General features: G+C 61.1%; 19 protein-coding genes and 1 pseudogene. 12 read left to right on the forward strand and 8 right to left on the reverse strand.

The annotated features are described in order from the left end of the window. Positions 1-148 precede the first annotated feature (148 nt). The 3 genes from ggt (at position 149) to AC3IT6_RS24670 (ending at position 2,834) form a co-directional block, all read left to right on the forward strand. Positions 149-1,981: a gamma-glutamyltransferase gene (gene ggt / locus AC3IT6_RS24660; protein ID WP_489353403.1), complete on the forward strand. Its 1,833-nt coding sequence runs from the start codon at positions 149-151 to the stop codon at positions 1,979-1,981. Positions 1,982-2,156: 175 nt separating this feature from the next. Beyond that, positions 2,157-2,459 carry a type II toxin-antitoxin system HigB family toxin gene (locus tag AC3IT6_RS24665; protein ID WP_090457679.1) on the forward strand — a complete coding sequence of 101 codons (303 nt, stop codon included), beginning with the start codon at positions 2,157-2,159 and terminating at the stop codon, positions 2,457-2,459. A gap of 3 nt (positions 2,460-2,462) precedes the next feature. Beyond that, on the forward strand, positions 2,463-2,834 hold the full coding sequence (locus AC3IT6_RS24670) for a helix-turn-helix domain-containing protein (RefSeq protein ID WP_095945264.1): 372 nt from the start codon (positions 2,463-2,465) through the stop codon (positions 2,832-2,834). 57 nt (positions 2,835-2,891) lie between these two features. Here the strand turns inward: AC3IT6_RS24670 and ddlA are convergent, their stop codons facing one another. Next, complete coding sequence (ddlA, locus tag AC3IT6_RS24675; protein WP_489353405.1) at positions 2,892-3,986, reverse strand: D-alanine--D-alanine ligase; 1,095 nt, start codon at positions 3,984-3,986, stop codon at positions 2,892-2,894. A gap of 165 nt (positions 3,987-4,151) precedes the next feature. On the opposite strand from ddlA, the gene AC3IT6_RS24680 reads away from it, so the two are divergent. Both AC3IT6_RS24680 and AC3IT6_RS24685 read left to right on the forward strand, forming a co-directional pair. Then, the gene (locus tag AC3IT6_RS24680; protein WP_489356665.1) at positions 4,152-4,961 is read left to right on the forward strand and encodes an AraC family transcriptional regulator; all 810 of its coding nucleotides are present in this window, start codon (positions 4,152-4,154) and stop codon (positions 4,959-4,961) included. A 76-nt stretch (positions 4,962-5,037) separates the two neighbouring features. Next, positions 5,038-5,406 carry a cupin domain-containing protein gene (locus AC3IT6_RS24685; RefSeq protein WP_489353407.1) on the forward strand — a complete coding sequence of 123 codons (369 nt, stop codon included), beginning with the start codon at positions 5,038-5,040 and terminating at the stop codon, positions 5,404-5,406. Positions 5,407-5,418: 12 nt separating this feature from the next. On the opposite strand, the gene AC3IT6_RS24690 is transcribed toward AC3IT6_RS24685, so the two are convergent. The 4 genes and pseudogenes from AC3IT6_RS24690 to AC3IT6_RS24705 form a co-directional block, all read right to left on the reverse strand. Beyond that, entirely contained in the window at positions 5,419-6,018 is a 600-nt protein-coding gene (locus AC3IT6_RS24690) for a flavin reductase family protein (protein WP_489353409.1), read from the reverse strand. 168 nt (positions 6,019-6,186) lie between these two features. Beyond that, complete coding sequence (locus AC3IT6_RS24695; RefSeq protein ID WP_489356668.1) at positions 6,187-6,795, reverse strand: methyl-accepting chemotaxis protein; 609 nt, start codon at positions 6,793-6,795, stop codon at positions 6,187-6,189. After that, positions 6,775-7,503: pseudogene (locus AC3IT6_RS24700) on the reverse strand (PAS domain-containing protein); the annotation flags it as partial. The gene AC3IT6_RS24695 and the pseudogene AC3IT6_RS24700, both read right to left, overlap by 21 nt. A 117-nt stretch (positions 7,504-7,620) precedes the next feature. Beyond that, positions 7,621-8,934 carry an MFS transporter gene (locus AC3IT6_RS24705; protein WP_489353411.1) on the reverse strand — a complete coding sequence of 438 codons (1,314 nt, stop codon included), beginning with the start codon at positions 8,932-8,934 and terminating at the stop codon, positions 7,621-7,623. Between the two features lie 200 nt (positions 8,935-9,134). Between AC3IT6_RS24705 and AC3IT6_RS24710 the strand changes: the two genes are divergently transcribed. The 3 genes from AC3IT6_RS24710 (at position 9,135) to AC3IT6_RS24720 (ending at position 12,490) form a co-directional block, all read left to right on the forward strand. Further along, entirely contained in the window at positions 9,135-10,553 is a 1,419-nt protein-coding gene (locus AC3IT6_RS24710; protein ID WP_489353413.1) for a short-chain fatty acid transporter, read from the forward strand. A 95-nt stretch (positions 10,554-10,648) separates the two neighbouring features. Next, complete coding sequence (locus AC3IT6_RS24715; protein ID WP_489353415.1) at positions 10,649-11,821, forward strand: hypothetical protein; 1,173 nt, start codon at positions 10,649-10,651, stop codon at positions 11,819-11,821. A 144-nt stretch (positions 11,822-11,965) separates the two neighbouring features. Further along, the gene (locus tag AC3IT6_RS24720; protein ID WP_489353417.1) at positions 11,966-12,490 is read left to right on the forward strand and encodes an SET domain-containing protein; all 525 of its coding nucleotides are present in this window, start codon (positions 11,966-11,968) and stop codon (positions 12,488-12,490) included. A gap of 6 nt (positions 12,491-12,496) precedes the next feature. Here the strand turns inward: AC3IT6_RS24720 and can are convergent, their stop codons facing one another. Further along, complete coding sequence (gene can, locus AC3IT6_RS24725; protein WP_150728035.1) at positions 12,497-13,141, reverse strand: carbonate dehydratase; 645 nt, start codon at positions 13,139-13,141, stop codon at positions 12,497-12,499. A gap of 168 nt (positions 13,142-13,309) precedes the next feature. Between can and AC3IT6_RS24730 the strand changes: the two genes are divergently transcribed. Then, entirely contained in the window at positions 13,310-13,702 is a 393-nt protein-coding gene (locus tag AC3IT6_RS24730; protein ID WP_489353419.1) for a serine kinase/phosphatase, read from the forward strand. Positions 13,703-13,822: 120 nt separating this feature from the next. Here the strand turns inward: AC3IT6_RS24730 and rimI are convergent, their stop codons facing one another. After that, on the reverse strand, positions 13,823-14,275 hold the full coding sequence (gene rimI / locus AC3IT6_RS24735) for a ribosomal protein S18-alanine N-acetyltransferase (protein WP_007978046.1): 453 nt from the start codon (positions 14,273-14,275) through the stop codon (positions 13,823-13,825). Further along, positions 14,268-15,014 carry an energy transducer TonB gene (locus AC3IT6_RS24740; RefSeq protein ID WP_489356670.1) on the reverse strand — a complete coding sequence of 249 codons (747 nt, stop codon included), beginning with the start codon at positions 15,012-15,014 and terminating at the stop codon, positions 14,268-14,270. Before AC3IT6_RS24740 ends, rimI begins: the two co-directional genes overlap by 8 nt. Positions 15,015-15,233: 219 nt before the next feature. Here AC3IT6_RS24740 and mksB point away from each other — a divergent pair, with 219 nt between their 5' ends. Genes mksB through mksF form a run of 3 tightly spaced genes read left to right on the forward strand, consistent with a single transcriptional unit; the run spans position 15,234 to position 20,051 of the window. Continuing rightward, a complete protein-coding gene (gene mksB / locus AC3IT6_RS24745; protein ID WP_489353421.1) occupies positions 15,234-16,523 on the forward strand; it encodes an Mks condensin complex protein MksB in 1,290 nt (429 codons plus the stop codon). Next, positions 16,513-17,214 (forward strand): Mks condensin complex protein MksE, encoded by a 702-nt coding sequence (mksE, locus tag AC3IT6_RS24750; protein ID WP_150759032.1) that lies wholly within the window; start codon positions 16,513-16,515, stop codon positions 17,212-17,214. The genes mksB and mksE overlap by 11 nt, the downstream gene beginning before the upstream one ends. Then, positions 17,211-20,051: an Mks condensin complex protein MksF gene (gene mksF, locus AC3IT6_RS24755; protein ID WP_458370465.1), complete on the forward strand. Its 2,841-nt coding sequence runs from the start codon at positions 17,211-17,213 to the stop codon at positions 20,049-20,051. The genes mksE and mksF overlap by 4 nt, the downstream gene beginning before the upstream one ends. Positions 20,052-20,263 lie beyond the last annotated feature (212 nt).

A 20,263-nucleotide genomic window follows, 5' to 3' on the forward strand; every position in this document is an offset into this window, starting at 1 on the left:
TTCTGGCCTGTCTGTTGGCAACGACCCTACAGAAAATCCTGCCATTGATGAAGGACAAAAACATCGGTGCCGTGGGACCTGGTTTGCTTCCCTCCCGGTCGGCCGATAAAGTCGGCTGATCGTAGATCCAACGGACGGAGTACCCCACGTGTTCTCAACCTTCCCTTTACGCCGCTATCGCTTGCCAGCCCTGGTTCTGCTCGCCAGTGCCTTGACCCTGGCCGCATGCAACAACGCTTCGGTGCCGACGCTGCCGCTCGCACCGGAAAGCGCGTCCGGCTTCCGCACCGACCTGAAAACTCAATACGCCGAAAAATACATGGCCGCGGCGGCCAACCCGCTGGCGGCCGAAGCCGGGCGGGAGATGCTGCGCCGAGGCGGCTCGGCCATCGACGCGGCGATTGCGATGCAAGCGGTGTTGACGCTGGTCGAGCCACAGTCTTCGGGCATCGGCGGCGGTGCATTGATCGTCCTCTGGGATGGCAAAGTCGTGCGCACCTACGACGGACGTGAAACCGCCCCGGCCGGCGCCACCGAGAAGCTTTTCCTGCAAGCCAACGGACAACCGATGGGGTTCACCCAGGCGCAGATTGGCGGTCGCTCGGTGGGCACACCCGGCGTGCTGCGCGCCCTGGAACTGGCCCATCAAAAACACGGACGCCTGCCCTGGGCGCAGCTGTTTGAACCAGCCATCCAGCTCGCCGAGCAAGGCTTCGCCATTTCGCCACGCCTGCACCGGTTGATCGCCGCGGATTCGTCCATGCCGCGTTCAGCGGAAATGATGGCTTACTTTCGCAATGCCGATGGCAGCCCAAAAGCCGCCGGCACAAACTTGAAGAACCCGGCACTGGCCGCCGTGTTCAAACGCATCGCCCATGAAGGCCCGGATGCCCTGTACAAAGGCCCGGTCGCCGAGGAAATCGCGACCAAGGTTCAGGGACACGCCAACCCCGGCAGCCTGTCCCTGACTGATCTCGCCAACTACCAGGCCAAGGAGCGCGCGCCGCTGTGCACCGACTACAAGCGCTGGCAGGTCTGCGGCATGCCGCCGCCGTCGTCGGGCGGGATCGCCGTGGCGCAGATCCTCGGCACGCTGCAAGCCCTGGAGACTCGCGACAAGCGCCTGGCGCTGGCGCCGCTGAAACCGGTCAAGACCACGGCCCCGGCCGGCATCGAACCCGATCCGCAAGCCGTGCATCTGATTTCCGAGGCCGAACGCCTGGCCTACGCCGACCGCGCACAATACTTAGCCGACGCAGACTTCGTCCCCGTGCCGGTCAAGGGCCTGGTCGACCCGGCCTACCTCGCCAGTCGAGCCGCCCTGATTGGCGAACGCAGCATGGGCACGGCCAAACCCGGCACTCCGCCGGGCATCCGGGTGGCCTATGCGCCGGACCGTTCGCCGCTGCGGATTTCCACCTCGCAAGTGGTGGCCGTCGATGATGCAGGCGGTGCCGTGTCGATGACCACCACCATCGAGTCGGCGTTCGGCTCGCACATCATGGTTCAGGGCTTCATGCTCAACAACGAGATGACCGACTTCTCGTTCATCCCCGAGGAAAACGGGCAAAAAGTCGCCAACCGCGTCGAGCCCGGCAAACGCCCGCGCTCCTCCATGGCCCCGACCCTGATCTTCGACCGCCAGAGCGGCGAATTCCTTGCCACCGTCGGTTCCCCCGGCGGCTCGCAAATCATCGAATACGTGGCCAAATCCACCATCGGCCTGCTCGACTGGAACCTCGATGCGCAAGCCGCCATCAACCTGCCCAACTTCGGCAGCCGCAACGGCCCGACTGAACTGGAACAGGGGCAGTTCAGCCCGACGTTGATTCAGGCGCTGAAAGACAAAGGGCACAGCGTGAGCGAAATCGACATGACCAGCGGCACCCAGGCGATTGTTCGGGTCAAGGACGCCCAAGGCAAAGCGTCGCTGACAGGCGGGGCCGATCCTCGGCGTGAAGGGCAAGCGTTGGGGGATTGAGTCGTACGCGGGGATGAGAAAGGGCTTACCGGTGGGTAGGCCATTTTTATAGGTAAAGAGTCCTGGTCGCCTCTCTCCCGCTGCTTTTTCCTACCCGCAAATAATTGCGTACTGGTTAGAGTTTCCGCGCCTCCACAGACTTGCACCAGTCCCACAATGGGACTAGAATCATGCCATGAGAATCATCGCCATCAATCAGCTGAAGCAATTTTGGGAGAGATACCCGAGCGCAGAACAACCCTTGTTGGCCTGGATTGACGAGGTAAGAAATGCAGCCTGGAAAACGCCTGCCGACATAAAGCTGCACTTCGCTACAGCCAGTATTCTCAAGAGTCGCAGAGTCGTGTTCAACATCAAGGGTAACGACTTCAGGCTGATAGTCGCCGTGGCTTATCGCTTTGGCGCCGTGTACATAAAATTTGTCGGCACTCACAAGCAGTACGACACGGTCGACGCTGATAACGTCGAAATGGAGTAACCCATGAACATTCATCCGATACACACCGAAGAGGATTACCGCGCCGCTCTCAAGAGCGTCTCTGCACTGTTTGAGAATGAACCAGAAATTGGCACTCCCGAGGGAGATTACTTTGACATCATGATTACGCTGATCGAATCGTATGAGTCGAAGCACTTCCCGGTCGACTTACCCAATCCTATCGATGCGATCAAGTTCAGAATGGAGCAGTCCGGGTTGTCCGCCGCCGATCTTGCACCCGCCATCGGCCGCACAAATCGTGTTTATGAAGTACTCAATGGCAAGCGAGCGTTGACGCTTCCGATGATCTGGAAACTGCACGAACTGTTCGGGATACCCGCCCAGAGCCTGATCAAACCGGTCAAGCACGCTTGATCAGGATCGGCTGTTGCAATCCTACCCACCGATAGTACGGACGATGCAGAACTCCGCTTATCGACTGATCTTCAACCCCTGCCGAACATGGTGCTTTTCCAGCGCCAGCTCGATCAGTCGCGTCACCAGTTCGCTGTAGGTCATGCCGGTGGCCTGCCACAGTTTCGGGTACATGCTGATGCGGGTGAAGCCGGGCAGCGAGTTGATTTCGTTGATCAGCACTTCGCCGCTGTCGGTCAGGAACACATCGACACGGGCCAGGCCGGAGCAGCCCAGTACCTGGAACGCTTCGACGGCCAGGGCGCGAATGCGCTCGCTGGCGTCGACGCTGATATTGGCCGGCACCACCACTTCAGCAGCCGTGTCGTCGATGTACTTGCTGTCGTAGGAATAGAACCCGCTGCGCACCACGATCTCGCCGCAGCCACTGGCGATGGCGTCTTCATTGCCGAGCACCGCGCATTCAATCTCGCGGCCGCTGACGGCAGATTCGATCAGCACCTTGGTATCGAAACTCAAGGCCAGCTCCACCGCTGCGCTGTACTCAGCGTCGTCGGTGACCTTGCTCACGCCCACGGATGATCCCTGATTCGCCGGCTTGACGAACAGTGGCAAACCCAACTTGCCCCGCACCTCGGCAAACCCGGTGCGCGCCGCCGTGGCGCGGGTCAATGTCACGAACGGCGTCACGGCCAGGCCGGCATCGCGCAGCAGGCGCTTGCTGATGTCCTTGTCCATGCACACGGCCGAGCCGAGCACATCGGAGCCGACAAACGGCAGATCGGCCATGCGCAGCAAGCCTTGCAGGCAACCGTCTTCTCCGAGGGTGCCGTGGACAATCGGGAAGATCACATCGACGTGACCGAGCATTTCCTGGCTGGAGGTTTCCACCAGTTGCTGACTGGCTTTGCCCGGCACCACAGCCAGTTCGCGATTGGACTGATTGAGGGCGATCAGCGCCGGGTTTTCCTGGTTCAGCAAAAAGTTGGAAGGGTCGTTGAGGTGCCAGTGGCCTTGTTTGTCGATGCCGATCAGCACCGGCTCGAAGCGTGAACGATCCAGCGCATCGACGATGTTTTTCGCCGACTGCAACGACACCTCATGCTCGGCCGAACGGCCTCCGAAAATGATCCCCACGCGCAACTTGCTCATGACCTGGCCTCATCCTGACAAATAAAAAACAACCTGTAGCGAATGCGCCCCACAGTGCAGTATTTGCCCTTGGTTTTCTAGCGGACAAGCCGCCTTCCGATCAGAAGACAGGGAACCGTTGGCTGGGTTACCGTGTTGCGCATCAAGCTCAAGACGATCATCACCATGGCCAAGCGTCCGCCTCGCAATGACTGGTTCCTTCGCGCGCCCGATGTCGGCGGGCTGCAGCGTTTCGAGGCGTTTTTTGCCGGCCATGGCTACGACCTTCACCGCCACGACACCTATGCCATCGGCCACACCCTGGCCGGGGTGCAGAGCTTTCAGTATCGCGGCGGCTGGCGTCACAGCCTGCCGGGCGCAACGATCGTGCTGCACCCGGACGAAGCCCACGATGGCGAGGCCGGGACCGAGTCCGGTTTCCAGTACCGGATGATGTACATCGAACCGGCGCTGATCCAGCAGATGCTCGGCGGGCAAGCGCTGCCGTTCATCAAGACCGGGCTGTCGAACGATCCCCGCCTGTTCGCCGCCACGGGCGCGTTGCTGCGCAGCCTGGATTGCCCGCTCGATCCACTGGAAGAACAGGACGCGCTGTTCGATCTGGCACAAGCCATGAGCACGGTTTCCGGTGCGCCGGGCAAACGCTCGGGTTTCGATTACGTGGCCGCGCAGCGTGCGCGGGAATACATCCACGGCGCCCTGGATCGCACCGTGACCCTGGATGAACTGGCGCAGCACAGTGGTCGGGATCGCTGGAGCCTGTCCCGGGATTTTCGCCTGTTATTCGGCACTAGCCCCTACCGCTACCTGACCATGCGCCGCCTGGATATGGTCCGTGCGCTGCTGATCCAGGGTCAGAGCCTGGTCAGTGCCGCGCTGATCGCAGGCTTCACCGACCAGAGCCACATGACGCGGCAATTCAGCAAAACCTACGGCCTGTCACCGGCCCGCTGGATGAACATGCAGCGCCGTTGAGCCAAGCACAATCGTACAAGAAGCGCGTTGAGTCGCTGGCTATTGTGGGTTCATCAACCACCGCGAGAGCTGTTTCATGAACGCTTACGAAAGCCTGAACTTCGCTGAAAAAATCAGCCGGATCGATTCGCACTGGTCGCCCCGGGTCATCGCCGAAATGAACGACTACCAGTTCAAGGTGGTGAAGCTGCTGGGGGACTTTATCTGGCACGACCACCTCGATACCGACGAAACCTTCATCGTGCTCGAAGGCCGGCTGCGCATCGATTTTCGCGATGGCCACGTGCTGGTAAACGCCGGAGAAATGTATGTGGTGCCCAAAGGCGTCGAGCACAAACCCTGTGCCGAGCTGGAAGTAAAACTCCTGCTGATCGAACCCAAGGGCGTGTTCAATACCGGCAGTGAAGGTGGCGAACGTACAGCCGAGAATGATGTGTGGATTTGAGCGCTGACCGGCTCAAGCCTGCAAGATCTTGCCATCCACCGGCTCACCAATGGTCAGGAAGTGTCCGCCCGCCACATGGTGCAAGGTGCGCAAGGCATCTTGCCCTTCGAAGTGCCAACGCCCTTCGCTGAACACACGCTCGTCTGCCTGGGCGGCAATCACTTCGGCGAGGAACAGATCGTACTGCTGGTGGTTGTTCGGCTCCGGCAACAGGCGACATTCCAGCCAGGCCACACAGCCTTCGAGCATCGGCGCATCAACCGACTGGCCGGTGAACGTCTGCAAGTCGTAGGTCTCAAACTTGTCGCGCCCCTGGCCTTGGGTCAATTCCAGGCCGGAGGTCGAACCGACGGTTTGCACAATGTCGGCCTGGGCGGCGCAGGGAACGTTCAGCACAAAGGTGCCCGAGGCTTCCAGCAACTGGCGAGTCCAGGTGGACTTGTCCAGCACCACGGCAATTTTCGGTGGTTCGAAATCCAGCGGCATGGCCCAGGCTGCCGCCATGATGTTGCGCCGGCCACCGTGGGCTGCGCTGACCAGCACGGTCGGGCCATGATTGAGCAGACGATAGGCCTTGGACAAGGGAACCGGACGGCGGTGAGAAACGCTCATGGAAGTCTGCTCCTGGGGAAAAGAGCCGATTGTAGCGCCCACGTAACCCTGTGGGAGCGGGCTTGCTCGCGAAGGCGTCAGTTCAGTCACAGTTGCGTTGAATGACACACCGCTTTCGTCGGAACGCCGCCCGGAGCAAGCCCGCTCCCACCAAGAGCTGATCGCAGGTCAGTTAGTGAGTTGATTGGCAAACTGCCCCACCGCATTGACCACTTTCTGCGCGCCGTCCTGGATCTCGACAATCACCGTACCCGCTTCCGCCGCCAGCGCCAGTCCCTGCTCGGCCTGAAGCTTGCCGTCGGTCATCAGCGCCACAGCGTTACGCGCCATGTCCTGGTTCTGCCGCACCACGAGGACAATTTCGTCGGTGGCCTGGCTGGTGCGCGAAGCCAGTTGCCGAACCTCATCCGCCACCACGGCGAACCCCCGCCCCTGCTCGCCCGCTCGCGCCGCTTCGATGGCCGCGTTGAGCGCCAGCAGGTTGGTCTGTTCGGCAATGCCGCTGATGGTTTTGACAATGGTACCGATCACCAGCGACTGCTCGTTCAGGGCTTCAATGCCATCGCCGGCGGTTTGCATATGCCTGGCCAGGTCGCGCATCACGTCCACGGCCTGGGTCACCACGGCGTTACCGCGCTGGGCGCTTTGGTCGGTTTGCTGCGAGGTGCTGTAGGCGATGTTGGCGGCCTCGGCGACGGCTTGTTCCTGATTGACCTGGTCGGTAATCACCGTGGCGAACTTCACCACCTTGTAGAGATTATTGTTGGCATCGACCACCGGGTTGTAGGACGCCTCCAACCAGACCGTACGACCATGGCTGTCGACCCGTTTGAAACGGTTGGCCACGAATTCGCCCGCGTTCAGGCGACGCCAGAAGTTCTGGTACTCGGCACTGTTGTAATCCGCCGGCTCGCAGAACATGCGGTGATGTTTGCCTTTGATCTGCGCCAGGCTGTAACCCATGCCGCTGAGGAAACGGTCGTTGGCGGCGAGCACATTGCCATTGAGGTCGAATTCGATCACCGCCGTGGAGCGCACCAGTGCGCCGATCAGGTTCTCGTGTTCGCGGGAGGCCTCGATGGTGCGGGTCAGGTCGCTTGAGAAGATCGAATAATGCCTGATCCGCCCATCCGCCGAGCGCACCGGCTGCAGGATCGAACGCAACCACGCTTCCTGGCCCGTACCGCGCAACAGGCGCACCGCGCCGGCGAAGTGCTCGCCACGGGTCAGCGCGTTCTTGAAACGCAACTGGAATTCATCGGATTTCACGTGGTCCGGGACCAAGTCGTCGATGTGTCGGCCAATCAGGTCGCCACTCTTGTAATGCATTTCGCCAAGGAAGTTCTGATTGACCGACTGAACCCGCCCATCGCTTTCGAGGGTCAGTACCAGCATCTCGCTTTCCAGGCTTTCCTTCACTTGCTGAAGGCTGGAGAGTTCTTCACGAAGAGCCGACAGCTCCTGCTTCAAGCGTTTATTGAACATGGGAAAGCACCGATGGACAGGGGTAGAAAGCGATATGCAGCCTAACCATCGGCCTTGGAAACATTTACTTAAGCGTGTTTCAGGCTTGCCCTGTAAAAATAGTTACGACGCGCACAATCAATGCGCGCCAGCCGCAGAACAGCCTGCAATTCTCGGCATCCGCGCACCGAAGTACGCCGCACTGCCCACGCCCACCGCGCCCATCACCGCACTGAACATCACGCAGATCCATGGACTCCACGGCATCAGGCCGATCAACAACAGCGGTGTGACACTCGCCCACGCGGCGTAGGCAATGTTGTAGGTGAACGAAATGCCCGAGACGCGAATCCGCGCCGGGAACAGGCTGACCATCACCGATGGCACCGCGCCGACCACCCCGCAGGACAGCCCTGCCACGGCGTAGGCCAGGCCGATCCAGTCGCCGCCCATGATCAGGCAGGCATACAGCACGCCGATGCCCAGCGGCAGCAGCAGGCTATAGAGCATCACCGTGCGCCAGGCGCCGATGCGGTCGACCAGCAGCCCGGCGAACACGCAGCCGATGTTCAAGAACACGATGCCCAGTGCGCTCAAGCCGAAGGTATGGCTGGCGGTCATGCCAAAGGTTTTCTGCATCATGGTCGGGGTGATGACCACGAACACCACCACCGCCGAGGTCAGCACACAGGTGAGAATCATCGCCGGCAAAATGGCCAGCCGATGCTCGCGCAAGACCGTGCGCAGCGGCAGTTCGCCGGCCGCCTCGCGCTGCGCCTGCATGGCCATGAACACCGGGGTTTCGCTGAGCCAGCGACGCAGCCAGACGCCAATCACACCAAACACGCCACCCAGCAGGAAGGGGTAGCGCCAGGCGTAATCGAGGATTTCCGTTGGTGTGAATGCCTGCGCCAGGAAGGTTGCGGTCAATGCGCCGATCAAATAACCGAAGGTCAGCCCCGCCTGCAAGAAACCCAAGGCATAGCCGCGATGGGCGATGGGCGCGTGCTCGGCGACGAATACCCAGGCACTGGGCACCTCGCCGCCCACCGCCGCGCCTTGGAGGATGCGCAGGGCCAACAGCAACAAGGGTGCGAAATAGCCGATTTGCGCGTAGGTCGGCATGATCCCGATCAGCAGGCAGGGCAGCGCCATCATCAGGATGCTCAGGCTGAAGACTTTCTTGCGCCCCAGACGGTCAGCGAAGTGCGCCATCAGGATGCCGCCCAACGGTCGCGCCAGGTAACCGGTGACGAAGATCCCGAAACTTTGCAGCAGGCGTAGCCACTCGGGCATTTCAGGCGGGAAGAACAGCTGACTGAGGGTCAGGGCGAAAAACACGAAGATGATGAAGTCGTAGATTTCCAGCGCCCCGCCGAGCGCGGCGAGCCCGAGGGTCTTGTAGTCCGAGCGGTTGAACGGCGTCGGGGGCGAATCGGTGATGGCAGTCATGAAAAGAACTCTGGCACAGGCAAAAACCAAGGCGCCCATGGTCTACGCAAACGCATCGGCGGACAACCCGTTAGACCAAAGTCCCATAGCCACGAAACAGCCCCGCAAAAATCCTCGGCTTGAATTAATGTTGGCGCCTGTCCAGACGGGCGGTTACTGCCCCGAAGACCAAAACAAACATAAAAAATCGAGGTACCCCCGTGGCCGCTGATATCGAAGATAGCCGCTCCGCCCGCTTTGCCCTGCGCTGCTCAAGTTTTGCCGAACGCTGGTTTCCCGACTCCTGGGTGTTTGCTGCCCTGGCGGTGATTATCGTGGCCGTGGCCACCATGGTGATGGGCGCCAAGCCCACCGATGCCGCGATGGCGTTCGGCGATGGTTTCTGGAGCCTGATCCCCTTCACCATGCAGATGGCCTTCGTGGTGATCGGCGGTTATGTAGTCGCCAGTTCGCCACCAGCGGTCAAGCTGATCGACCGACTGGCAATGCTCCCGAAAAACGGCCGCTCCGCCGTGGCCTGGGTCGCGCTGATCTCGATGGTCGCCTCGTTGCTGAACTGGGGCCTGTCCCTGGTGTTCGGCGGATTGCTGGTGCGCGCCCTGGCCCGCCGCACCGATCTGAAAATGGATTACCGTGCCGCTGGTGCTGCCGCCTATCTGGGGCTTGGCGCGGTGTGGGCCCTGGGCCTGTCGTCGTCCGCAGCACAATTGCAGGCCAACCCGGCGAGCCTGCCGCCGTCGATTCTGTCGATCACCGGAGTGATTCCATTCACGCAGACGATTTTCCTCTGGCAATCCGGTGCCATGTTGCTGGCGTTGATCGTGATCTCGCTGATCATCGCCTACGCCACCGCGCCTGGCCCGAACTCGGCGCGTGACGCCAAGGCGTGCGGCGTCGATCCGAGTTTCAACCTGCCACCGCTGCAACCACGCACCCGCCCCGGCGAATGGCTGGAACACAGCCCGCTGCTGACGATTCTGCTGGTGTTGCTGGCAGCCGGATGGCTGTTTCACGAGTTCTCGACCAAACCGGCCATCAGTGCGATTTCCGGGCTGAACACCTACAACTTCCTGTTCATCATGCTGGGTGCCCTGCTGCACTGGCGTCCGCGCAGTTTTCTGGACGCCGTGTCCCGTGCGGTACCGACCACCACCGGTGTGTTGATCCAGTTCCCGCTGTATGGCTCGATCGCTGCGCTGATGACCACGGTCAAGGGCGCCGATGCACAGTCCCTGGCGCACCACATCTCGACCTTTTTCGTCAGCATTGCCTCCCACGACACCTATGCCCTGCTGATGGGCGTGTACTCGGCGATCCTCGGCTTCTTCATTCCATCCGGCGGCGGCAAGTGGATCATCGAAGCGCCGTACGTGATGCAGGTGGCCAACGACCTGAACTATCACCTGGGCTGGGCCGTACAGATCTACAACGCCTCCGAAGCCTTACCGAACCTGATCAACCCGTTCTACATGCTGCCGTTGCTGGGCGTGCTGGGGTTGAAGGCGCGGGACCTGATCGGTTTCTCGTTCGTGCAGTTACTGGTACACACGCCGTTGGTGCTAGTGTTGTTATGGGCTCTGGGGACGACGCTGGCGTATTTACCGCCGGTCATGCCGTAACCATAAAAAAGGGCCGGTATTGATATCGGCCCTTTTTCTTCCGCCCCGTCTGCTTCAGTAACTGCTGGTCTTAATACGCTGAAAAGGATCTGAGCATGTTCAAACTCGCGGCACTTACCCTCGCAGCCCTCACCCTGAGCACCACCGCCCACGCCGATGTCAACCTGAAGCTGGGCACTACCGAACGCGTTACCCGTCTCTTCGCCTATCCCAACAACTGTAACGTGATCTGCTTTCGCAACTGGACGCTTGAGCAAACCGTCGAGCATTACCTGACCCAAAGTGTGCAGCGTGATGGCTACAGTGGGGCGAAGGTTCTGATCAAGACCGATAACAATCAACTATATGCCGAAATCAGCGGCGTACCCAACGGCTATGAAAAGCCCTTGGCCGCGCTGCTCGACGCCGGTGACCTGGCCTATAACGGCGCCAGCAAACTGAATGCCGATGGCAAGTGGGCGTACAGCTGGTATCTGTTCCTGCCGCTGGGCATGGCCCTGGAAAATCGCAAAAGCGTCGAACTGCTGCACTTCCCGCCAGATTATTCGCTGACCCAGGCCCAGGATTACCTGAGGTCCGCCACCACGGATCGCTGGGCCACGCTGCTGACCGCCAACGGCATCCCGGCCGAGCAGACGCCGGGCTACCAGACCATCATCGACATCGCCCCGATTGCCGCGCCTTCCAACGCGGGCAAGGACCTCGAAGGCGTCTACGGCTACTTCAAGGATTACCAGACCACCATGGTCAAGGAAGTCAGCCTGAATGCCAGCGGCGCAGCACTGCCGATGGTCGCCTTCGGCACACCGGTGCGTAACTGGATCAAAGAGCAATACGGGCCGACGGTGAACGTGTTGGGCCTGACCCAGATCAACCCGGACAACGGCGTGAATGTCCCCGTATTGGGCTCAAACCACCCGAGCTACATTTGGTATGCCGCCGATCCGGCAAGCTACACCGGCAGTGACGCCCAGGCCAAGGCCGATGCGGCAGGCCTGAAAGTCATGGGCCAGGATTTGAGTGCTGCGTGCTGGCAGGCCGCCATGGGCCGTCAACCGGACAGCAATCCAGACGTTGAGCTCAATACCTGCAGGCAAACCTGGCAAGTGGCCCGCAAAGAAAAAACCTGCGAGCTGTTCTACACCTCGATCCGCCACCTGTCGCCCCAACAGGCCGCGGGTAAATGCGCGACAGCTTCGATCGTGTCCCAGCTCAAACAACTCAAGGCCCCAGCGCCAGCCACGGCAAAACCTGCTCCGCCGTTGTAACCCGATGAACGGCTGCCAATCTGTCACTTATGACAGTAGACCGCCCGTAGTATCTGCGAGAGGCTTGGGCTGAACCCATGTGCTGCTGTGCTGACAGGACCGTCGGTGCAAGGAAGTCGCAGCACCCAGCAGACAGGGATCGTTATGAAAGCTCACGCCCCTCAACGAAAACACCCACAACCGCCACAAGGTGTTTACCCCTTTTCGGAGCTGCCCGTTCGCCTGGGATTCCCTTCCCTGGCCGACTTCGAAATCATTGAAAACGCCAAGGGCGAGGCCACGGCTATTGCCGCGCGGCGCGAATTCCCGCGAATCACTCGTATCTGCCGGGCGTCGGGGCACTTGCTGCCCTACCGCTGCCGGCATACCCGCCAGCTCGCCCCGGGTGTGCACGTCTACGACCCGCGCTTCTGCGGACTGTTGCGACACTCCTGCGACCCCAATGTCTTTCTCGACTTGAGTGAATTGTGGTTATGGGCGCTGAAGGACATCAGCAAGGGGGACTGGCTGACCATGGACTTCGCCGCCACCGAAGACAAACTGCAACGCCAGTTCGCCTGCCAGTGTGGCTCATACGAGTGCCGTGGCTGGATTACCGGCTACGATGAAGAGCCGAACGCCGACGGCCAGCTGTTTTTGCAACAGTGGCGTCGGCAAAGTCCGTGCTGAAGGGCTTTACAGGGGTTCGAACGGACGCAGGCGGTACTGCGGCGGCAGTTGCTCGAAACCGCTGATGGTCGCGTTCAGGCTCTTCCAGCGGCCATCCTTGATGCCGTAGATGCAGCCGTGGACCGACAGGCTCTGCCCACGGTGCCAGGCGTTTTGCACAATGCTGGTGTGACCGACGTTGGCCACCTGTTGGATCACGTTGAGTTCGCAGAGGCGGTCGACGCGCTCCTCTTCAGTGGCGTATTTGGCCAGTTCTTCGCGTTTTTCATAATAGAGATCGCGAATCGAACGCAGCCAGCCGTCGATCAGGCCGAACTGGCGATCCTGCATCGAAGCACGCACACCGCCGCAGCCATAATGGCCGGTGACGAGAATGTGTTTGACCTTGAGTACATCGACCGCGTACTGAATCACCGACAGGCAGTTGAGGTCGGTGTGCAGCACGACGTTGGCCACATTACGGTGTACGAACAGATCACCTGGCAGCATGCCGACGATCTCGTTGGCCGGCACCCGGGCGTCTGAACATCCGATCCACAGGAACTCAGGGGTCTGTTGGCGAGCCAGCTTGGCGAAGAAGTCAGGATCTTCCTCCTTGATCGCAGCGGCCCAACGCTCGTTGTTATCAATCAGATCTTGTAATTCGTTCATGCTTTGAAGCCTCAAGAATGATGCGCAGCTTTGACTGACAACCGTCCGTCGGGGTCACGCGCGAAATGCAGATGCTCTCCTGATCCGGAACACGGGGCTCCATGCCGGTGGAATTCTCGGTAGCCACGAGGGTCAACCGTAGTAAGGCCTACAGTATGAGGAATTGCCATGAATGATTCACGACGTCCGTACGATGCGGTGCAACCGGAACCCGTCGATGACAACGAAGACCGCATGGGCTCGGTGCGTGAGCTGGATTTCGATGAAGAAGAGCCCGGCGCCAGAATTGGTGACGAACCGCCGGAAAAGGAGCGCGAGCAACGGATGCCGCGCCAGCGCGGGCGTGAAGCGGGTCTGACCGGTGACCATCAGCCTACCGACGACGACCTGAGCCCGGAAACCCTGATCCGTGAAGACGGCGCCCGGGATGCCCATGAGGCGGGCGATGATAAGCGCGCGGATTGGGACCTGAGCATCGTCGATGAGGACGATATTGGCGGTGGCAATGGCCTGGATGAGGCTGAAATGGCGCGGCGCGATCCGATGGACGGCAAGCGCTGATCTTCGGTGTCTGTCAGGCCCTCATCGCGAGCAAGCTCGCTCCCACAGGTTTTATGTACGACACAAATCTCTGTGGGAGAGAACTTGCTCCGGGCGGCGATCCGACGAAGCTTTTGAGGCTCAATCCACCAAAGTGCAGGCCATGACCACCGCATCTTCGCGCCCGCCCACCGCCGGGTAGTAATCCCGACGCCGGCCGATCTCGTTGAAACCATAACGCTCATACAGCTTGAACGCCGCGGTATTGCTGTCGCGCACTTCCAGGAAGCACTCCCGGGCGTCGGCCTTGTAGGCAATAGACATCAGGTGCTCAAGCAATGTCAGCCCCAGGCCACGGCCCTGGTTTTCCGGCTTGACCGTGATGTTCAGCAGGTGCGCCTCGTCGAGGATGATCTGCACCACACCGTGGCCGACCTGTTGCTGACCTTCGAACATCAGCCAGATCTGATACTTGCCCAGGCCATCGAGGAAAATCCCGCGGGTCCAGGGGTGGCTGTAGGCCGCGTATTCGATTTTCAGTACAGTTTCCAGGTCCGCCTCGGTCATCGGGCGAAACGATACAGCGTCACTCATTCGATTCTTTCCAGCGCGCCATCAGCCGACGCATGGCTTGCCAGACATCAGCCTTACGCTGTGGCTCTTCCATTAATAATTCCAGGCCCGGCACCGCCCAGGCCGAGCCCAGGCCTTCGATCTGCAACTCGCAATTGAACGCCTCGGCATCCGCTTCGCCGGCAAATCGCACCGCGGGCAGGCCGATCAGCCACAAGCAGGCGCAGGGCGTTTCTTCCATGCGCACCGAGAGAAAACCTTGCACGAAGTCGCGGGCCGCTTCCGGGCCCTGATCCATCGTGCCACGCACCAGCAGCGGCCAACGCACCGGCTCGCCGACGATCTGCGGGCTGTCCGGCAGACCGGCGGCACGCAGCATGTCCTTGAGCAGCAGGTAGGCAGGATCGCGCGTCTGGAAGGATTCGCCTGTGGGTAACTCCACCAGCAGCAGGCAACGCCCGGCCCGCAGCAATTGCAGGGCAAAACGCGGCGGCGGCACGATCGGCGCCTTGACCACGACCGGGGCCTCTTCGGCCTCCTCCACCGGTTTGGCCCCGGTGCGGGTGCTGGCCAGCGATGGTCGCGGCACCTCGATCTTCGCCCGCTCGGCCGGCTTGACCACAGGAGCCACGGGCGTCGGAGCCACAACTGCTGGCACGACAGGCGCGACCACAACCGGCTCGGGGATCTCCAGCAGCTCGGGCCGCGACGGCGCGGCAAAGGGCAATTCGGTGCGCGGCAGCCAGTTGACCACCTGCATGGCGGCCAGATAAGCGCGGCGACGGGACTCGATAAGCAAAGGTCGGCCACTTGTGGATAACTAAAGTGCGCTGATTCTACCGCCGTTCGCTCAAGATCGCCCGCAGTTGATCGATGCACTTTACCGAAAAGAAGGCGACAGCCCGTCCCGAGATTGAATCGCATTGCCCCCGATGCAGTACAATCGCGGCTTTTAATCGCCAACCAGCCGGCCATTACGATGATCGAACCCAAGCGCGTCTTGCGCGCCCTCGCTGAACACTGGGCACTTCTGGAGCCACTGTGCGAGCACTTCGACCAAGGCACACTGAGCCTGAACGAACTGCGCATGCAACTGGCCGCCCAGCAACTCGACAGTACGCCGCAGGACATCACCAGCCTGCTGGACGTGTGGATTCGCCTCGACATCCTGGTTCCCGTGGCTAAAAGCCCGAACCGTTTCGAGCTCAATGCGCAGATTCACGACTTCCTCGCCTACCTGCGCCGCGAACACCGCCTTGGCCTGTGTTTGGAAATCGAAGCCTACCTGCGCCACCTCGAGCGTCTGGCCGGTTATATCCAGGACGCGTTCGATATCCGCGATGGCAACGACCTGGCGCGCCAATTGCGCCTGCTCGACATGCGGGTTCGCGATGTACTGAAAAAACTCGATAACGACGAACAGGCGCTGGTAGCCGTCGCCGAACGGGCGAAAACCAGTGATCGGCAGATTCCATTGCGCCAGCGTTACGCTGAAGTGCTGGCGACCTGGGACGAATACGTCGAGCCGATGATTGATCTGGTGAACGCCGACGGTGCCTTCGAACAAGGCGTGCGCAAGGTCGAAACCGTGCTGCTGAAGATGCTCAGCGAACAGCAGCGCCTCGGCCACCTGGTCGACGACGACATGCTGCTGCGCACCCACGCGCGCATCCTCGAAATGCAGACCAGCGCCCAGCTGACCCTGCGTCACGCCCGCGAGCTGCTGCTGCCGCTGCGTGAAGAAGCGCGCCGGCACAACGCCGTGACCCGTGGCGCCGCATTGGCCCTGTCGATGATCCGCCGCAAAGGCATCGACGCCGTGCCGCAAGCGGCGATGCCGATGTTCACTCGCCCGCAAAGCACCTTCCTCGGCAGTGCCAGTCAGGTCGAAGCCTACGTTTATGCGTTGGCCCGCTTCGAGCCGAAACCGGCGCGCTTCCCCAAGGCTCACAAGACCCAGAAAGGCGAAGCGCCACGGGCGCCACGCACCGTTCGGGAAATGCTCGAACGCTGCGAAGACGCCCTGCCGATGCCGGACCTGATGACTTGGCTACTGGAGCAGGAACCGGACGGCGCCACAGACGAATTGCTGTACTGGTTCTCGCGTCTGTCGCGGGAAAAACGCTTCACGCGCGAGCGTCTGGAACGTCGCGACTACTACACACACGAGCATCAGGTCAGCCTGCGCTCCTTCGCCCTGCTCTCGGTCAGCGACGGCACCGAGAATTCTGCGAGCACCCTCCATGCAAGTACTTCCTATGCAACTTGATCTATCCGAACTGTCCCATCTGGCACCGATTTTTCGCGAGCTGTTCAAGGGTTACCACGTCAGCCGCCGCGATCCGGAGCTGTACGCACAGTTGTCGAACTTTCAGGACCAGTACCGCACGCTGTTCAAGGCCCTGGGCTTTGAACTGGTCTGCGACACCCGCGGTTTCTACTACTTTGTGCCGGACCTCGCTGCCGCCGCGGTGAACAAGACCGCGCAGCGTCTGGCGCTGTTCACCTTCATCCTCGTCGAGCACCTGGCCGACCAGGGCCGCGACCCGATCTCCGTGCTTGACGGCGGCAGCCTCGGCCGCGACGAACTGCCGTCGCTGCTGGAAAAGTACCGCGACCTGTTCATCCAGGCCGAAGTGCAGACCCAGGACGAGCTCGAAGAAAAGATCATGCGGCGCATGACCCAGCTCGGTTTCGCCAGCGAAGAAAACGGCATCTACCGTTTCCTGCCGCCGATGCACCGCTTCCTCGATGTGTGCCTGTCGGTGCAGCAGGACCGCGACCTGGCCGCCAGCCTGCACAGCGTCCTGCCATTGCCGGTGCCGGTGCTGATCGACGAAGACAGTGACGAAAAACTGCTGCAGACCGACGACCCGCTCGACCTCGCGGAATTTGCAGACGAAAGCGAAGAAGACGCCCTGGCCCGCGCCATCGCCGAAGAACAGGAGCTCGACGCATGAGCAAGGAACGTTACGGCATCCGCCGCTTTGCCCTTTTGAACACCGCCGGCTACAGCCTCGGTCTGTTCCCGCTGGAAGAGCCGCTGTCGGTGTACGGTGCGAACAACCTCGGTAAATCCGCCTCGATCAATGCCCTGCAGTTCCCGATCCTGGCGCGCATGTCGGACATGAGCTTCGGCAAGTACAGCCTGGAGCAGTCCCGGCGCTTCTACTTCGCCTCGGACACCAGTTACATCCTGGTCGAAGTGAACCTGCCCCACGGCCCCCACGTGATCGGTGTGGTCGGTCGCGGCCCGGGCGGCGGTTTCGGTCACCAGTTCTTTGCCTATGCCGGCAAACTGGACCTGGCCCACTATCAGAAAAACGACACCTGCCTGCGCCAGAAAGAACTGTTCACCAACCTTGAGCGCGAAGGCCTGAAAGCCTACGAACTCAAGCCGGATGAACTGCGCCGTTTGCTGGTCGGTGGCCACACCTCGATTCCGCTGGACCTGACCCTGATTCCGCTACGCTCCACCAGCGAGCAGAGCCTGAAGACCTTCCGCGCACTGTTCATCAACCTGCTGCACATGCGCGAAATCACCGCGGCCAAGCTCAAGCAGCTGTTCCTCGATGCCTTCGAGCACAGCCTGCGTTCCGGCAGCGTCGACTACATCGCTGCGTGCGAAGAAGCGTTCCGTGATGTACGACGCATGGAGCAGGACTACAACTCGCTGGTCGCCGCCGGCCCGCTGGTCGAAGCCCTGGCCAACGGCGTGAAGCAACGCGACATCCTGCGCGGCAAACTGCACCGGATCTCGCCCCTGCTCGATTCGCTGCTGGGTACCTGGTCGGACTACGCCAGTGCGCGCAAGGAAGAGCTGACCATTCAGGCCGAACACTACCGCAACGAGCAGGATGCCCTGCAAAACGACCAGCGCGGCGGCACCCAGGAACTGATGCGTCTGGAGCGGGAAATCACCGGTATCCAGCGCTGGCTCGGCGAACTGTCGGTGCTCAAGCATCGCTTTGCCCTGGTCGATGACGTCAAGGTGCTGGAGCAGCAACTGCTGGCCGCCAAGGACGCCCACGACGAACTGGCCGGTGCGCTGGCGCAGTCCCGCCAGTTCAGCGCCGAAGACCTCGACGAACGTCTGCGCGACCTGGAAAAACGCCTGAAGTCGGTTAAACAGCAACTCGATCACGCCGACAACAACAGCTACGCCCGCCTGCGCGAAGAGTTCTCGCAACAAGACGTCGAACGCCTGATGCGCCTGTTCAACAGCGCACTGTTCAGCCTGCCGCTGGGTGAGCATGGCATCACCCTCGACGAGAACGGCGACTGGGTGAAATCCGTGGAACTGATCCTCGACGGTTTCAAAGGCGAACGCTTCGAAGTGCCGGGCCTGTCCATCGACATCTCGCACATCGAGCCGCCGGCATTGCAGGCCCTGGCTGACCGCGCTGCATTGCGCGACCAGAAGGAACGCCTGGACAAAGAACTCAAGCAACTGAAGACCCAGCAGGCCGTGGCCGCCGACCGCGCCGCGAGCAAGACCCAGACCGAAGCGCTGTACCAGCAAGTGCTGGATGCGCAGAAAGCCCTGGAAGACTTCCGTCGCGCGCAAACCCTGAGCGCCGAGGAAGGCGACAAGCTTGAGCAGTTGGCGCAAATAGAAGCGGCGCAGGACGAGCTGAAGCGCTCCAGCGACGCCTTCACCGAGCGCGTCCAGCAACTGTCGGCCAAGCTGCAACTGGTCGGCCGGCAGATCGGCGACATGGAAGCCAAGCAACGCACCCTCGACGACGCCCTGCGCCGTCGCCAGTTGTTGCCGGCGGACCTGCCGTTCGGCACACCGTTCATGGACCCGATCGACGATTCCATGGACAACCTGCTGCCGCTGCTCAATGACTACCAGGACAGCTGGCAAGGCCTGCTGCGGGCCGACGGCCAGATCGAAGCGCTGTACGCTCAGGTGCGCCTCAAGGGCGTGGCCAAATTCGACAGCGAAGACGATATGGAGCGTCGCCTGCAACTGCTGATCAACGCCTATGCGCACCGTACCGACGAAGCCCTGACCCTGGGCAAGGCTCGCCGTGCCGCCGTGACGGACATCGCCCGGACCCTGCGCAACATCCGCAGCGACTACGACAGCCTCGAACACCAACTGGCACTGTTCAACCGCGAGATCAACAAACGTCAGGTCTCCAACCTGCAAAGCTTCCGCATCGTGCTCGCCCCGAACAAGGAAGCGCTCAAGCACATCGACCAGATCATCCACAGCGCCGGTCAGTACGAAGAAGGCGAAACCCTGTCGGTCTTCGACCTGAGCCAAAGCGCCGAGCAGGACAACAAGAACGAAGAGGCCAAGGAATACCTGGCGCGGCTGGTGGCGGCCAACCACAACCAGCTCGGCCTCAAGGACTTGTTCGAACTGGCGTTCGAGATCACCAAGGTCAACGGCCAACCGGTGATCCATACCGACATCGACGGCGCCGCTTCCAACGGCACCACCATGACCATCAAGGCGCTGACCAACATGTACTTGTTGCTGCACTTGATGGACCGTGACCAGGCCGGTCGCGTGCGTCTGCCGTACTACCTCGACGAGGCGGCGGACATCGATGAGAAAAACCAGGCCGCCTTGCTGGAAACCAGCCTGCAGCTGGGCTTCGTGCCGATCCTGGCGAGCGTGAAGCCGCAGGTCTGCGCCAGTGTCGCCATCGACCTGGAGGGCGGCAGCGGCCCGGCCGGCATCTACATCGATGAGGCGGACTGGAAGTACATCCGTCGTCACGATCAGGTGAAGACGACGGTCAACGAAGAAGCGGATGAACCGGAGCTGGATGCGGTCTGAGGCTTGAATAGAAGGCAATGAAAAAGGCCGCGGTCCAATGGATCGCGGCCTTTTTCATAGGTGTGTCATTTAGCTTTGCAGTGAACTTCAGGGCCTCTTCGCGGGCAAGCCCGCTCCCACAGAAGTTGTGGCGAACACAGAGTCTGTGACCAACCGATAACCCTGTGGGAGCGGGCTTGCCCGCGAAGGCGTCATCACTGACACCACATAAC

The organism is Pseudomonas sp. KH_017 (assembly GCF_057840285.1).